This is a genomic window from Pseudomonas sp. FP453 (assembly GCF_030687495.1).
Taxonomy (GTDB): domain Bacteria; phylum Pseudomonadota; class Gammaproteobacteria; order Pseudomonadales; family Pseudomonadaceae; genus Aquipseudomonas.
The window spans coordinates 1,798,281-1,811,816 of record NZ_CP117435.1 but is presented as its reverse complement, the minus strand read 5'-3'; the positions used below and the strand labels follow the sequence as shown (position 1 = coordinate 1,811,816).

General features: G+C 60.6%; 13 protein-coding genes. 8 read left to right on the top strand and 5 right to left on the bottom strand.

Going from position 1 to position 13,536, the window contains the following annotated elements:
• Positions 1-127: 127 nt before the first annotated feature.
• Positions 128-1,630 (bottom strand): nucleobase:cation symporter-2 family protein, encoded by a 1,503-nt coding sequence (locus PSH87_RS08270; protein WP_017737378.1) that lies wholly within the window; start codon positions 1,628-1,630, stop codon positions 128-130.
• 173 nt (positions 1,631-1,803) lie between these two features.
• On the opposite strand from PSH87_RS08270, the gene PSH87_RS08265 reads away from it, so the two are divergent.
• Both PSH87_RS08265 and PSH87_RS08260 read left to right on the top strand, forming a co-directional pair.
• Positions 1,804-2,751 (top strand): LysR family transcriptional regulator, encoded by a 948-nt coding sequence (locus tag PSH87_RS08265; RefSeq protein ID WP_305433078.1) that lies wholly within the window; start codon positions 1,804-1,806, stop codon positions 2,749-2,751.
• Between the two features lie 143 nt (positions 2,752-2,894).
• On the top strand, positions 2,895-3,728 hold the full coding sequence (locus PSH87_RS08260; protein WP_305433077.1) for a nucleoside-binding protein: 834 nt from the start codon (positions 2,895-2,897) through the stop codon (positions 3,726-3,728).
• 117 nt (positions 3,729-3,845) lie between these two features.
• On the opposite strand, the gene punC is transcribed toward PSH87_RS08260, so the two are convergent.
• Positions 3,846-5,030: a purine nucleoside transporter PunC gene (punC, locus tag PSH87_RS08255; protein WP_305433076.1), complete on the bottom strand. Its 1,185-nt coding sequence runs from the start codon at positions 5,028-5,030 to the stop codon at positions 3,846-3,848.
• 122 nt (positions 5,031-5,152) lie between these two features.
• Between punC and punR the strand changes: the two genes are divergently transcribed.
• Complete coding sequence (gene punR / locus PSH87_RS08250; RefSeq protein ID WP_017737374.1) at positions 5,153-6,061, top strand: DNA-binding transcriptional activator PunR; 909 nt, start codon at positions 5,153-5,155, stop codon at positions 6,059-6,061.
• Positions 6,062-6,115: 54 nt separating this feature from the next.
• Here punR and PSH87_RS08245 read toward each other — a convergent pair whose 3' ends face one another.
• Complete coding sequence (locus tag PSH87_RS08245) at positions 6,116-7,285, bottom strand: aspartate aminotransferase family protein (RefSeq protein WP_305433075.1); 1,170 nt, start codon at positions 7,283-7,285, stop codon at positions 6,116-6,118.
• 102 nt (positions 7,286-7,387) lie between these two features.
• Here PSH87_RS08245 and PSH87_RS08240 point away from each other — a divergent pair, with 102 nt between their 5' ends.
• Complete coding sequence (locus PSH87_RS08240) at positions 7,388-8,293, top strand: LysR family transcriptional regulator (protein ID WP_305433074.1); 906 nt, start codon at positions 7,388-7,390, stop codon at positions 8,291-8,293.
• 177 nt (positions 8,294-8,470) lie between these two features.
• Here the strand turns inward: PSH87_RS08240 and fabV are convergent, their stop codons facing one another.
• On the bottom strand, positions 8,471-9,664 hold the full coding sequence (fabV, locus tag PSH87_RS08235) for an enoyl-ACP reductase FabV (protein ID WP_305433073.1): 1,194 nt from the start codon (positions 9,662-9,664) through the stop codon (positions 8,471-8,473).
• 307 nt (positions 9,665-9,971) lie between these two features.
• Between fabV and PSH87_RS08230 the strand changes: the two genes are divergently transcribed.
• From PSH87_RS08230 to PSH87_RS08215, 4 genes are all read left to right on the top strand, one after another.
• Complete coding sequence (locus tag PSH87_RS08230) at positions 9,972-10,796, top strand: aspartyl/asparaginyl beta-hydroxylase domain-containing protein (RefSeq protein WP_026136857.1); 825 nt, start codon at positions 9,972-9,974, stop codon at positions 10,794-10,796.
• Positions 10,797-10,946: 150 nt separating this feature from the next.
• Positions 10,947-12,320 (top strand): nucleotide 5'-monophosphate nucleosidase PpnN, encoded by a 1,374-nt coding sequence (gene ppnN, locus PSH87_RS08225; protein WP_017737369.1) that lies wholly within the window; start codon positions 10,947-10,949, stop codon positions 12,318-12,320.
• Positions 12,321-12,435: 115 nt separating this feature from the next.
• Positions 12,436-12,750 carry an AbrB/MazE/SpoVT family DNA-binding domain-containing protein gene (locus PSH87_RS08220; RefSeq protein ID WP_017737368.1) on the top strand — a complete coding sequence of 105 codons (315 nt, stop codon included), beginning with the start codon at positions 12,436-12,438 and terminating at the stop codon, positions 12,748-12,750.
• Positions 12,747-13,142, top strand: a complete 396-nt coding sequence (locus PSH87_RS08215; protein WP_017737367.1) for a PIN domain-containing protein — start codon at positions 12,747-12,749, stop codon at positions 13,140-13,142. Before PSH87_RS08220 ends, PSH87_RS08215 begins: the two co-directional genes overlap by 4 nt.
• Positions 13,143-13,153: 11 nt before the next feature.
• Here the strand turns inward: PSH87_RS08215 and PSH87_RS08210 are convergent, their stop codons facing one another.
• Positions 13,154-13,483, bottom strand: coding sequence for a hypothetical protein (locus tag PSH87_RS08210; protein WP_305433072.1), 330 nt, complete (start codon positions 13,481-13,483; stop codon positions 13,154-13,156).
• Positions 13,484-13,536: the final 53 nt, after the last annotated feature.

The window sequence follows — 13,536 nt, the reverse complement described above, 5'->3', positions numbered from 1 at the left end:
GGTTCACAATTCAAAATGTGCGTGACCCCGGTCAAAATGTGGGAGCGGGCTTGCCCGCGATGACTGGGGTGAATTCACCGCCGCTATCGCAGGCAAGCCAGCTCCCACATGGGTGCCTCAACCGGCTTCAGACTTCAGTGGTTTCAGGTTTCGCGGTCTTCCTTGATACATCAGCCACCAACGGAATCTCCTTACCCTCGGCATCAAACAGCTTGCCGCCGCGGAAGTAATCCCCATCGCGCAACGCGGCCACATCGTGGAAGCACAAACTGCGCTCCGTCCCTGCCACAAACACCGATTGCTGGTCCGAGTTACCGGCGGTGAAGTGGTTGAACGCCAGGTTCAGCAAGATCGCCATTATCGCGGACGAGCTGATGCCCGAGTGGAAAATGGTGGCGAACCAGGTCGGGAAGTGATCATAGAAGCTCGGTGCCGCAATCGGGATCATGCCAAAACCGATGGAAGTGGCGACGATGATCAGGTTCATGTTGTTGCGGTAGTCCACCTTCGACAGCGTGCGGATACCGCTGGCCGCCACGGTACCAAACAGCACGATACCCGCCCCGCCCAACACCGACGTCGGCACCGCCGCAATCACCCGGCCCATAAAGGGCAGCAGGCCGAGGATCACCAGGAACAACCCGCCCGTCGCCACCACAAAACGGCTTTTCACCCCGGTGACCGCCACCAGGCCGACATTCTGGGCGAACGCGCTCTGGGTGAACGAACCAAAAATCGGCGCAAACATGCTCGACAACATATCGGCGCGCAAGCCGTTACCCAGGCGTTTGGAATCGACCTTGGTGTCGATGATCTCGCCCACCGCCAGGATATCCGCCGAGGTTTCCACCAGCGTCACCATCACCACGATGCACATGGAGATGATCGCGGCCACATGGAAAGTTGGCATGCCGAAATGGAATGGTGTGGGAAAACCGAACATCGGCCCCTGGGTCACCCCGGAGAAGTCCGCCATACCCAGGAACACGGCAATCACGGTGCCGATCACCATCGCCAGGAGGATCGACAGACGGGAAATGGTCGCACTGCCGATCTTGCTCAACAGCAACACCAGCATCAGGGTCAATGCGGCCAGGCCGATGTTGGACATGCTGCCAAAATCCGCCGCGCGGCTGTTGCCGCCCATCGCCCAACGCGCCGCAACGGGCATCAGGGTCAAGCCGATGGTGGTGATCACGATACCGGTCACCAAGGGCGGGAAGAATTTGGTGATTCGCGAGAACACCGGGGTAATCAACAGCCCGATAAACGACGCGGCCATCACCGCCCCGAGGATCGCCGGAACCCCGCCGGCGCCATCGCTGCCGACGATTGCCACCATGGTGGCCACACCGGCAAACGACACGCCCTGCACCAGCGGCAACTGACAACCAAAGAACGGTAAACCCAAGGTTTGCAACAAGGTGGCCAGGCCACCGGCAAACAGCGACGCGGCGATCAACAGGCCGATATCCGCCGGCGACAACCCGGCCGCCTGGCCGACGATCAGCGGTACGGCGACGATGCCACCGTACATGGTGAGGACATGCTGCAGGCCGTAAGCCATGTTGGCGGCGACGCCCAGATTTTCATCTTCGGGCCGCTGCGGTGACGCCTTCGGGATAGTCATGGTGAGGGGATCTCTGTTTTTGTTGTGCAATCACTGTATGCAAAGGAAACACGGGATGTCCATAGAATTGTATACAATCAATTCCACAACAAGCTTGTAATCCTCGTTACAAAAATCCATTCAGCCGCCCTGTCCCGCGGCCTGAAGACCTGCGCAAAAGGACCTGAAAAAAAATGCTCAACCGCAAACTGCGCATCCACGCCCCCGCGATCTATTACTTCGACATGGTGCGGCGCTGCCATTCGATCCGCGAAGCCGCACGGCGCCTCAATGTGGCGTCGTCGGCGGTGAACCGGCAGATCCTCAAGCTGGAAGATGAGATGGGCGCGACGCTGTTTGAGCGTTTGCCAGGCGGCCTGCGTGTGACGGCGGCTGGCGAAATCCTCACGCGCCACATCACGCTGCTGTTGCAGGATGTGGAACGGGTGCGCGGTGAACTGGATGGCTTGCATGGCGTGCAGACCGGCCATGTGGAAATCGCCACGGTGGAAGGCGCTGCCGTTGAACTGCTGCCCGCCGCCCTCAAGCGCATGCGCGAGCGCTATCCGAAGGTGACGATTGGCGTCACGGTGCAAGGCTCGCAATCGATTCCCGGCGCGGTGGTCAATGGCCAGGCGGATTTGGGGCTGGCGTTTGCCCTGCCCCGCAGTGGCGAAATCACCCAACTGTGTGTCGGCCATTTCCGCCTCGGCGCGCTGATGACACCGACCCACGCATTGGCGGGTGAAAGCCAAGTCAGCTACGGGCAGTGCTGCGAATACGGGGTGATCCAGGCCAAGAGCGAGCTGTCGGTGCATCACCTGATCGCCCCGCTGCACAAGCGTGCAGCGCCAAACAAGGCGCTGCTGCACAGCAACTCCATGGAGTTGGCCCGGCAGTTGGCACGCCAGCAATTGGGCATTGCCTTCCAGACCCGCATCGGCATCGAGGCCGACCTGGCGCGCGGCGAACTGCTGCATATCCCCTTGAGTGACCAGGGTGGAATCTTCAGCGACCTGGGCGTGTATGCGCGCAAAGACCGCGACTTGCCAGTGGCGGTGCAAGCGTTGGCGCATCTGCTGGGCGAGGAAATTACCTTGCGCGAACGCGATGAAATGACTGCGCCCCCGCGTATTTCCTGACTTTCAGGGCAGCCCGGCTGCTGCCGTTTCGGCATCGGCCCAGGCGAGATTCTGTTCTTTGGCGTGCGCGATCCTTGTGTCGATACTGCGCCCGGCGGCCCCTGCAAGGTCGCCATGAGCCAAACGCCAAAGGAATTAAAACAATGAAAAAGGCACTGCACGGCGCAACCGTATTGCTCACCCTCCTCGGCGGCGGGGAGGCTGTCGCGGTGGAATGGATGAACAACAGCGTAGGATTCCGCTACGGCCAACAGTTCACCAATCCGAATAACCCCGACGAATTCAGCAAGCGGATCTACAGCTTCACCCACGCCAGCGGCTACACGTATGGCAGTAATTTCCTCAACCTGGATGTGTTCCTGTCCGACAGCAGTGACCCGCGCAAGGGCACCGATCACGGCGGCAGCGAAGTGTACGCGGTGTATCGGCACCAGCTTTACGCGTCACGGGTGTTCGATGTGCCGTTGGGTACCGGGCTGGTCAAGGATTACGCGCTGACCCTGGGCTTCGATGCCAACCGCAACAACAACTTCGCCTCGGCAAAAAAACGTGCGGTGGTGCTCGGCCCGACCTTGAAGTTCAACACCGTCGGCGTGCTGGACCTGAGCCTGTTGTACTACAAGGAAAAGAACCACACCGGCATCCCCGGCGCGCAAGAGTCGAACCACACCTTCGACGACACCTACATGCTCAACCTGACCTGGATGCGTCCCTTCGAAATCGCCAACCACGCGGCGAAATTCCAGGGGTTCATCAACTACGTCGGCGAGAAAGGCGAGGACTACCACGGCCGCGACACTGCGCCCGAAGCGCTGGTGCGCAGCGCGCTGATGGTGGCCGTGCGTCCGGGTAAAAGCGTGAAGCCGAACCTGTATCTCGGTGTGGGTTACGAGTACTGGCACAACAAGTTTGGTGTGGACGGTGGCCGGGGTAGCCGCACGTCGACGCCGACGGTGAATATGGAAATCACCTTCTAGGGCATTTCAAAGTGTGGGAGCTGGCTTGCCTGCGATAGCATCACCTCGGTACGACTGAAACACCGAGTCGCCAGCATCGCAGGCAAGCCAGCTCCCACAGTTGATCGCATTACACTTCTAAGCTTGTGCCAGCTTCGAACCGTCAGCCTTCGGCCGCGCCAACCAGTACCCCAACACCGCCAACGGCGCAGTCGCCAGCATCACGATCACGGTAATCAGCAGCGGCTGGTCAATCATCGACGACACCAGCAGGCTGCTGAGAAAGCACAAACCCAGCTGCAGGGTGTTTTGCAGGGCCGCCGCCTTGCCGGAATTTTCGGCAAACGGCATCAGTGCATTCGCCACTACAATCGGATAGCTGGCACCGTTGACCAGCGCCATCAGGCAGAACGGAATCAGCAAGGTGGTGAGGGTCGGCACGGTGAGTGTCGCAACCAGGTACAGCGCCACCATGCTGATGCAATACGCCACCAGCAACCAGGGCAACAGCGTCTTGCCCTGGAAGCGCTGCAAGGCGCTGCGGCAACTGTAGCCACCCACCAGAAACGCCAAGGTCGGCAGGACGTAGCTCAAGCCGATGTCATTCGGGCTGTAACCCATATCGCCAAGGATGAAGGGCGAAGCCGTCAGCCAGGCGAAGAAACTGGCCGAACACGCGGCAAAGATCATCACATTGCCGGTGAACACCCGGGAGCCGAGCAATTGGCCATAGCCGAGACGCGAAGGTGCGGCCTCTTCTGCCGGACGTTTCGGCATACGACGCAGGAGCAATGTTGGCAGCAGCAACAGCAGCGACACCCCCAGCAACACACCGAAGATCGCCTGCCAGCCAAAGTGATTCAACACGATCGCCCCCAACAGCGGCGCCAACGCAGGGGACAGGGACATCAGTGGCATGATGCTGGCGAACACGCGGTGCGCCTTGTCAGCCGGATAGCGGTCGATCACCAGCGCCTGCCAGCTCACGGCGGCGGAACACACGCCAATCGCCTGGATAAAACGCAGCGCCAGCAATTGCGCTGCGGTCTCGACCCAGAACATGCCCGCGCAACCGAGCACGAACAGGCTCAAGCCGGCGAGCAGAATCGGCTTGCGCCCCAGGCGGTCGGACAACGGCCCCCACAACAACTGCCCTACCGCGAAGCCGGCGAGAAAAATACTCAAGCTGGCACCCACCGCGCCCGCGCCAATCTGCAGTTGCTCGCCCATGGCGCCGAATGCCGGCAAGTACATGTCCATGGCGAGGTAGCCGAGCATGCTCAGCCCCGCCAGATACCAAGTGAAACCAAAAGAATTTTTCATCGAAGCCTTGTAGATCCTGCCATCAAACTATTTGCTGACTGGCGCCCATTATGAGGCTGACAGTTTCTGTGTGAAGCGATAATAATTGAACACTCTTATCAATAAATTTGAAGGCAACGGCCATGTGGTCCGAATACTCCCTGGATGTGGTCGATGCGGTGGCACGCCACGGTAGCTTCAGCGCTGCAGCGCAGGAATTGAACCGCGTGCCGTCAGCCATCAGCTATACGGTGCGTCAGATTGAAGAGTGGCTGGCGGTGCCGCTGTTTGTGCGCCGGCACCGCGATGTCGAGCTGACCGCCGCCGGGCGCCTGTTTGTCGACGAGACACGGGGCGTGATGAAAAAAATGCTCGGCACCCGGCGCCTGTGCCAGCAGGTGGCCAATGGCTGGAGCGGCCAGTTGAAAGTGGCCGTGGACTCCATCGTCAAACCCCAGCGTTGTCGGCAACTGGTGCTGGATTTCTATCGGCAGTTTCCCGAGGTGGAATTGCTGCTGGAGTACGAGGTGTACAACGGCGTGTGGGATGCCCTGGCCGACGAGCGCACCGACATCGTGATCGGCGCCACCAGCGCAGTGCCGGTGGCCAGTCACTTCACCTTCCGCGACATGGGCCTGTTGAACTGGCTGTGCGTGGTCAGCGCGCGGCATCCGCTGGCGGCCGTGGAAGGCCTGCTCAGTGACGACCAACTGCGGCCCTTCGCCTCGCTGTGCATGACCGACACCTCGCGCAACCTGCCCAAGCGCGACACCTGGACCCTGGATAACCAACGCCGGCTGGTGGTGCCGAATTGGGCCTCGGCCATCGATTGCCTGCGCGACGGCCTGTGCGTCGGCATGGCGCCGGCGCATCAGGTGCTGCCGTGGATCGAACGCGGGGAGTTGGTGGCGCTGCAGTTGAGCCGGCCGTTTCCGGCCAGCCCATCGTGTGTGGCCTGGGCGCAGAGCAAGGTGTCGCCGGCAATGGCGTGGTTGCTGGATTATCTGGGGGACAAGGAGACGATGAATTCGGAGTGGCTCAACGGCCTCTGAAACATATGGAGATCCCTATGTGGAAATGCCTGCTCCCACATTAGTTGATTGCCGCTAGTCCAGCAGGCGGGTGATGGCCCGCACGATCATCTCCACCTCTTTGGCCTCCAGGGTCAGCGGCGGCAGCAGGCGAATGATCTTGCCCCGCGTCACGTTGATCAAAAGTCCGTGCTCCTGCGCCGCACGCTGGGCCAGGTCACGATAAGGGCTGGCCAGCTCGATGCCGATCATCAAGCCCTGACCGCGAATGGCCAGCACCTGCGGATGTTCACTCAACTCCACCCGCAGCCGGGCCAGCAGGTGCTCGCCCTGTTGCGCGGCGTTCTGCAGCAAACCTTGCTCTTCAATGATGTCCAGCACGGTGCAGCCTACGCGGCAGGCCAGCGGGTTGCCGCCAAAGGTGCTGCCGTGACTGCCTGGGGTGAACAGCTGCGCCACCGCCGACCGCGCCAGGCAGGCACCGATCGGCACGCCGTTGCCAAGGCCTTTGGCCAGGGTCATCACGTCCGGGAGGATGCCTTCGTGCTGGAACGCAAACCAGGTGCCGGTGCGGCCAATGCCGGTCTGGATTTCGTCGAGCATCAGCAGCCAGCCGTGGCGCGTACAGTGATCACGCAGGGCTTGCAGATAGCCGGGCGGCGCGGGCAGCACGCCACTTTCGCCCTGGATGGGCTCCAGCAGGACGGCGGCTATACGCGCACCGTAAGCCTTCGTGATCGTCTCAATCGCGGCGATATCACCAAAGCCCACCTTGATAAAATCCCCCGGCAAGCGCTGGAACCCAAGGCGCACCGATGGCCCGTCGCTGGCCGCCATGGTGCCCAGGGTGCGACCGTGGAAGGCGTTTTCCATCACCACCACCAACGGCTCTTCGATGCCCTTTTTCCAGCCATGCAAGCGCGCCAGTTTGAGCGCCGTCTCGTTGGCCTCGGCGCCGGAGTTGTTGAAGAACGCGCGGTCGAGGCCGGACAGCCGCGCCAGACGCTGGGCCAGGCGTTGTTGCCAGTCGATGCTGTAGAGGTTGGAGGTGTGCAGCAGCAATCCCGCCTGCTCACGGATGGCACTCACCAGTTTTGGATGGGAATGCCCCACATTGGTCACCGCCACACCTGCCACCGCGTCCAGGTATTCGCGGCCTTGCTGGTCCCACAGGCGCGTGCCCAGGCCACGGGTAAAACTCAGGGCCAAGGGTTGATAAGTGGTCATCAGGCAGGTGGCGGTCATGGTTGCAGCTCCAGTGCATCGTTGTGATGCCTGCAGTATCGTTAGCCACCTGAGCTGGATAAACTGCGCTTTCGTGCAATGACTTTGAATCAGGACTTGATAATGGATTTGTTCCAGGCGATGTCGGTGTACGTAAAAGTCGTGGAAACCGGCAGCATGACGGCGGCCGCCCAGGCCTGCGGGATGTCGACCACCATGGTCGGCAATCACCTGCGCGCTCTCGAACAGCGCCTGGGGGTCAGCCTGCTCAAGCGCACCACGCGCAAACAAAGCCTCACGGAATTCGGCGGGCAGTATTACCAGCGCTGCCTGGAAGTGCTGGGGCTGGTGGCCGACTCCGAGCAACTGGCAGAGCAGGCCCACAGCGAGGTGCCCAAAGGCACCCTGCGCATCACCGCGCCACCGGCCTTTGGCACCGAGCGCCTGGCCCCGGCCTTGAGCGAGTTCTCCCAGCGCCACCCGCTGATCAAGCTCTACGTGGTGCTCAGCAACCAGCGCATGGACATGGTCGACAGCGGCTTCGACGTCGCCATCCGCCTGGGCGACCTGGAACCCTCCAGCCTGATCGCCCGGCCGATGCAGGATTACACCATCACCCTGTGTGCCTCACCGAGCTACCTGGCGCGACGCGGCACGCCGCGAACCCCCGAAGACCTGCAACAGCACGACTGCCTGGCCTTCGCCTACCCGTCCACCGACGATTGGCGCAACGCCGACAAGCTCTGGCGCATGAGCGGCGCCGAAGGCGAAGTGGAAATCCCGGTGTCCGGCTCGCTGACCATCAACAGCTCGCAAGCGCTGCGCCAGGCGGCGGTGCAAGGCATGGGCATCGTCATGCTGCCCGATGCCCTGGTGCAACCCGACTTGCAGGACGGCAAGCTGACGGCCTTGCTGACCGCCTATCAACTGCCCAGCCGCCCGATGCACTTGCTGTACGGCCAAGACCGTTATCGCCTGCCAAAACTGCGGGCGTTTGTCGATTTCGCCATGGAGAAATGGGCGCGTTAGAAACCGCCCACAAGCATGCGTGGTGCGCTCGGCAGAGCGTGAGAAGGTTCTGGGACAGCACAAAACAAATGTGGGAGCGGGCTTGCCCGCGAAAGCGGTGCATCAGTCGCCCTATTCAGCGTCTGACACTCCGTCTTCGCGGGCAAGCCCGCTCCCACATTTTTTACTGAACCGGGTTTAAGCGGTGATCAGGCCCTGGATCTTCACGTCCGGGTTCACGTCGGCGTCGTAGTCAACACCGTCGATTTCAAAGCCGAACAAGCGCAGGAACTCCGCCTTGTAGCCGGCAAAATCGCTGATCTCGTTGACGTTTTCGTCAGTCACCTGGTTCCACAGCGCAGCCACGGCGTCCTGGACTTTAGGCTCCAACTCAGCCAGGTCGGCACGCAGGCGGCCGTCGGCGTCGAGTTTCGGCTCGTTGCCGTACAGGCTGTCCTTGAACAGGCCGTAGACCTGCTCGATGCAACCTTCGTGGGTGCCCTGCTCTTTCATCACCTTGAACAGCAGCGACAGGTACAGCGGCATGATCGGGATCGCCGAGCTTGCCTGGGTAACCACGGCCTTGAGCACCGACACACGGGCATCGCCCTTCAGCGCAGCGAGGTTATCGCGCAGGGTCAGGACTTTTTTGTCGAGGTCTTTCTTGGCTTCGCCGATGGAGCCGTTCCAGTAGATGTCCTGGGTCAGCTTTTCACCGAGGTAGGTGAACGCAGTGGTCTTGGCGCCTTCGGCCAGGACGTCGGCGTCACGCAGGGCGTCGATCCACAGCTGCCAGTCTTCGCCACCCATGACTTTCACGGTGCCGTCGATTTCTTCCTGGGTTGCAGGCTCAAGGGTGGTGTCGACCACGACGCCTTTGTCGGTGTTGATACCGCGCAGGGTCACAGGCTTGCCGATCGGCTTGAGGGTGGAGGTGTGCACCACGCCTTGCGGGTCGGTACGGCGTGGCGCAGCCAGGCTGTAGACCACCAGGTCGATCTTGCCCAGGTCTTTCTTGATGGTTTCGATGGTCAGGCGCTTGATCTCGTCGGAGAACGCGTCGCCGTTGATGCTCTTGGCGTACAGGCCTTTCTCGACAGCGAACTTCTCGAATGCAGCGCTGTTGTACCAGCCGGCCGAACCGAGCTTGCCGTCTTCACTTGGCTTCTCAAAAAACACGCCCAGGGTGTCGGCACCGCAGCCAAACGCAGCACTGATGCGCGCGGCCAGGCCGTAGCCGGTGGAAGCGCCGAGGACCAGCACCTTCTTGGCGCCGCCTTCGATGACGCCGTGTTGGGTCACGTAGTCGATCTGTTGCTTGACGTTCGCTTCACAGCCAACAGGGTGAGCGGTCACACAGATAAAGCCACGAACCCGCGGTTTGATGATCATAAAATTTCTGCCTCTTCCAAGGGGTCGATGGCCAGTGGTGGCCATTCAACTTCAATCGTACCGGTCTATGACGCCCGAAAAACCGAAGCGTCACGATAGTCGCAAATCTTCTGTTTACAAAATCCAATCGGTAAACGCGTATGCCGTTAAAAACTGTGTAAAGCGTTCACAATTTCGCAATATTTGTAACGCCTGTCCGGCGCTGGACGCCTTATCATGACGCAGTTGTTTCATTATGTTTCATAACCCACCACTCGCGGCCACGGATCCGGACCTGTCGATTGGCGTCCAGCCGGAGCTGAGTTTCATGAACAAGTCTGCCCTACGCAAAAAAGCGGTGTCCATCGCCTGGATACTTGGCGTGCTCCTGATTATCGGCCTGTTTCCCCTGACCACCGTGGTGTTCCTCGGCCTGGTACTGGTGTGCGGTATCTATGACTTCCTGCGCAACGGCCTGTATGACGCGCCCACCCTCAAAAAATACTTTATCGGCAGCGGCCGCAATACCTGGTTGCTGGCGCCGTTCAACACCTTGTTCGACCTGTTGAGTTCACGTAACCGCCACGTCTATACGATGAACGACCTGCCGCCGGCCTGGCGTGAAGACCTGCAACTGGTGCTCAACGAAGCCATGGGCCACAAGGATGAAATCATCGGCTACCTGGACGAACGCATGGCCGAGAAGAAGCGCGGCATGTTGTTTTTCCAGTGGTACGGGCGGCCGATCGAAACCACCCTGGACATCCCGAAACTGCGCGAGAAACTGCCGTTCGTGAAGACCATCGGTGTGTCGGTGTTCAACGAGAACCGTTCGACCTCTTTTCACTTCGGCCCCCTGCGCATGATGTTCCGGGTGCTCTACAACATGGCACCCGCGCCCCATCATGACGGCGTGTACATCCAGGTCGGCCAGCACAAACATTACTGGCACGACGACCCGTTGTTTATCTTCGATGACACGCTGATGCACGCCTCCTTCAACAAGAACGATGCAAAGCGTTACTGCCTGTTTATCGATATCGTGCGGCCGACCCCGCTGCCGCGGGTGCTCAATGCCGTGATCGCGGGGTTTGCCGCAATGGTCTTTACCCTGCGTCGGGTTTTCTACAAAAACTGGAAGCTGATTCAGTAAGTTCTGCGGCATGATGGTGCGCGACGGTGTTTGCACTCGGCCTTGTGCCTGAGGTAAACAATGGTCTCGTGCGACCGAGTTCGGCGCCCAACATTCTCCAGCCATCGCGGCCCGTTACGGGCGCGGTGGCTGCGCTTTCAAGGAATCAGAATGCCCCAACGTCAAGTCATCAATGCCTCCGTCAGCCCCAAGGGCAGCCTCGAAACCCTGTCCCAACGTGAAGTGCAGCAACTGAGCGAAGCCGGCACCGGCAGCACCTACACCCTGTTCCGCCAGTGCGCCCTGGCAATCCTCAACACCGGCGCGCATATCGACAACGCCAAGACCATCCTCGACGCCTACAAGGATTTTGAAGTGCGCATCCACCAGCAGGATCGCGGTGTGCGCCTGGAACTGCTGAACGCGCCGGCCGATGCCTTCGTTGATGGCGAAATGATCGCCAGTACCCGTGAGATGTTGTTCAGCGCCCTGCGCGACATCGTCTACACCGAGAACGAGCTGGACAGCCAGCGCATCGACCTGAGCAACTCCCAGGGCATCACCGACTATGTGTTCCACCTGCTGCGCAACGCCCGTACGCTGCGGGCCGGTGTCGAACCGAAAATCGTGGTGTGCTGGGGCGGCCACTCGATCAATACCGAAGAATACAAATACACCAAGAAAGTCGGCCATGAACTGGGCCTGCGCAGCCTGGACGTGTGCACCGGCTGCGGGCCCGGCGTGATGAAAGGTCCGATGAAAGGCGCGACCATTTCCCATGCCAAGCAACGCATTACCGGTGGGCGCTACCTGGGCCTGACCGAACCGGGCATCATCGCCGCCGAAGCGCCCAACCCGATCGTCAACGAGCTGGTGATCCTGCCGGATATCGAAAAACGCCTGGAAGCGTTCGTGCGCGTGGGCCACGGCATCATCATCTTCCCGGGCGGCGCCGGCACGGCCGAGGAGTTCCTGTACTTGCTGGGCATCCTGATGCACCCGGACAACCGCGACCTGCCGTTCCCGGTCATTCTCACCGGGCCGAAACACGCCGCGCCATACCTGCAACAACTGCACGCGTTTGTCGGGGCCACCCTCGGCGAAGCGGCACAGGCGCACTACCAGATCATCATCGACGACCCGGCCGAAGTGGCCCGCCAGATGACGGCCGGGCTCAAGGGCGTGAAGCAGTTCCGCCGCGAGCGCAACGATGCGTTTCACTTCAACTGGCTGCTGAAGATCGACGAAGGTTTCCAGCGCCCGTTCGACCCGACCCACGCCAACATGGCCAGCCTGCAACTGAGCCATGCGCTACCGCCACACGAACTGGCGGCCAACCTGCGCCGCGCGTTCTCGGGGATCGTGGCGGGCAACGTCAAGGACAAGGGCATCCGCCTGATCGAAGAACATGGCCCGTACGAGATCCACGGCGATCCGGCCATCATGAAACCGCTGGATGAGTTGCTGCAGGCATTTGTCGCCCAGCACCGCATGAAGTTGCCAGGTGGCGCGGCTTATGTGCCGTGCTATCGCGTGGTGCAATAACGCCAGCAGTTGGTCATACGTTGTAGCGCTTTGGGCGTGTTCCAGGGCGTGCTGATGCTGTGAATCGGGCTAGGGTTTAGTGAGTCCGATTCACTCACAGCAGAAGGCACAACCTATGGACCAACGGATCTTGTCCTCCATTATTCCTTACCCTAAGGTAAGGAATATCACCGTGGAGATTTTCAATATGGCGACCGCCACACTGACCTCGAAAGGGCAAATCACCATTCCTGTCCAGGTAAGGACCGCCCTGGGCCTTGAGACAGGCGATCGCGTTGAGTTTGTCGAAATGGAAGACGGCAGGTTTTCGATCATTGCCGCTAGCAAAACCGTGCATGACCTGAAGGGCCTGATCCAGAAACCCGCCAAGGCCGTGTCCGTTGAAGACATGAATCGCGCTATCGCCGCACAGGGAGCAAAGGCCGGATGATCGGCCTGGATACCAATGTGCTGGTGCGCTATGTCACCCAGGATGATCCCGTCCAATCGGCCAAGGCTTCAGATCTGATTGAATCGCTCACCACGCTGTCGCCGGGGTTTGTCAGCCTGGTCTCGGTGGTGGAACTGGTATGGGTGTTACAGAGCTGCTACCAATCAGCCAAGAGTGACGTGGTGGTGGTTCTGGAGACGTTACTGCGCACCCGCGAGCTGACTATCGAGCATGCCGAAACCCTCTGGCAGGCACTCCGACGGTTTACCGCAAGCAAGGCCGACTTCGCCGACTGCCTGATTGAACGCTGCGCCCATGCAGCAGGATGCGAGTACACCGCCACCTTCGATCTCAATGCCGCGAAGGCAGCGGGCATGAAACGGCTGACCTAGCCGTGCGGGGCTCAACGAACCCAGCCACCCCCCTGCCAGTGATAACCGTCATTGCGTTGCACCCAGTGCGGATGTACATAGCGGTAACCTTCGCGCACCGGTTCCCAGTGACCGTGTACTGCCACATAGCGCCCGCTCTCCCAGCGCCAGTAACCGCGTGACCACACATAGCCGTAACGTGGCACGGGTTCGACTTCGACCACTTGCACCGGCGGCGGCTGTGGCGCGATGACTTCGACATACTCTCGCTGCACCGGCCTGCGCTCATGCACGACACGCTCCTGTACGCATCCCGACGCGGCCACCACCACTGCCGCCAATGCTGCATAACGTAGCAACATACAAACCCCTCGGGCGTTATCGCCCCAAGCCTACACCGGTAAAAAATCCCCCC

Excerpts from the sequence above, each read along its gene's own strand:
- PSH87_RS08270 (WP_017737378.1), bottom strand. The coding sequence starts at position 1,630 with ATGACTATCCCGAAGGCGTCACCGCAGCGGCCCGAAGATGAAAATCTG.
- PSH87_RS08265 (WP_305433078.1), top strand. The coding sequence starts at position 1,804 with ATGCTCAACCGCAAACTGCGCATCCACGCCCCCGCGATCTATTACTTC.
- PSH87_RS08260 (WP_305433077.1), top strand. The coding sequence starts at position 2,895 with ATGAAAAAGGCACTGCACGGCGCAACCGTATTGCTCACCCTCCTCGGC.
- punC (WP_305433076.1), bottom strand. The coding sequence starts at position 5,030 with ATGAAAAATTCTTTTGGTTTCACTTGGTATCTGGCGGGGCTGAGCATG.
- punR (WP_017737374.1), top strand. The coding sequence starts at position 5,153 with ATGTGGTCCGAATACTCCCTGGATGTGGTCGATGCGGTGGCACGCCAC.
- PSH87_RS08245 (WP_305433075.1), bottom strand. The coding sequence starts at position 7,285 with ATGACCGCCACCTGCCTGATGACCACTTATCAACCCTTGGCCCTGAGT.
- PSH87_RS08240 (WP_305433074.1), top strand. The coding sequence starts at position 7,388 with ATGGATTTGTTCCAGGCGATGTCGGTGTACGTAAAAGTCGTGGAAACC.
- fabV (WP_305433073.1), bottom strand. The coding sequence starts at position 9,664 with ATGATCATCAAACCGCGGGTTCGTGGCTTTATCTGTGTGACCGCTCAC.
- PSH87_RS08230 (WP_026136857.1), top strand. The coding sequence starts at position 9,972 with ATGAACAAGTCTGCCCTACGCAAAAAAGCGGTGTCCATCGCCTGGATA.
- ppnN (WP_017737369.1), top strand. The coding sequence starts at position 10,947 with ATGCCCCAACGTCAAGTCATCAATGCCTCCGTCAGCCCCAAGGGCAGC.
- PSH87_RS08220 (WP_017737368.1), top strand. The coding sequence starts at position 12,436 with ATGGACCAACGGATCTTGTCCTCCATTATTCCTTACCCTAAGGTAAGG.
- PSH87_RS08215 (WP_017737367.1), top strand. The coding sequence starts at position 12,747 with ATGATCGGCCTGGATACCAATGTGCTGGTGCGCTATGTCACCCAGGAT.
- PSH87_RS08210 (WP_305433072.1), bottom strand. The coding sequence starts at position 13,483 with ATGTTGCTACGTTATGCAGCATTGGCGGCAGTGGTGGTGGCCGCGTCG.